Source organism: Pseudomonas sp. EL_65y_Pfl1_R83 (genome assembly GCF_963970695.1).
Lineage (GTDB): Bacteria > Pseudomonadota > Gammaproteobacteria > Pseudomonadales > Pseudomonadaceae > Aquipseudomonas > Aquipseudomonas tritici.
This window is the reverse complement of the sequence record NZ_CAXAQI010000443.1, coordinates 1-448: the sequence shown is the minus strand read 5'-3', so window position 1 is coordinate 448 and position 448 is coordinate 1. Positions and strand designations below refer to the sequence as shown.

General features: G+C 61.8%; 1 protein-coding gene. It reads right to left on the bottom strand.

Features of this window, described 5'->3' with window-relative positions:
* On the bottom strand, positions 1-448 hold a 448-nt coding region (locus AACY08_RS29735; RefSeq protein WP_339472670.1), incomplete at both ends, for an SMP-30/gluconolactonase/LRE family protein.

Genomic DNA, 448 nt, shown 5'->3' with positions numbered 1-448 from the left:
CGGACAGGGTGATATAGGCGGTCTGCCGATCGACCCCACCCCAGCAGATGTTGGTTGTGAAAGGGTCCGGAGTCGGGACGAATTCGACCAGCGCCCCCGCCGGGGAAATCACCGAAATGCCGCTTTCGCCGATCGTCGCGACACAAATGTTACCGCATTCCTCGATCCCCAGCGAATCGAAGAACGTATAGCCAGCCGGGCGGTACAACGGGATGCCGGCTCCGCCGATCCCGACGGTCGGGTCCACCTTGCCGGGTGCGGTGATATCGAAGGCCATCAGCCGACATGTGTAGGTTTCCGCGACGTACAACCGCCTGCCGTCCGGGGAGAGGCCGATGCCGTTGGGGTTTTCGCTGGGGAAAATGACCTCTTCGAGATGAGTTCCATCTGCCTTCGCATAGAAGATGCCTGTGACGTCACGCTCCCGGTGCCGGGTCTTGCCGTGGTC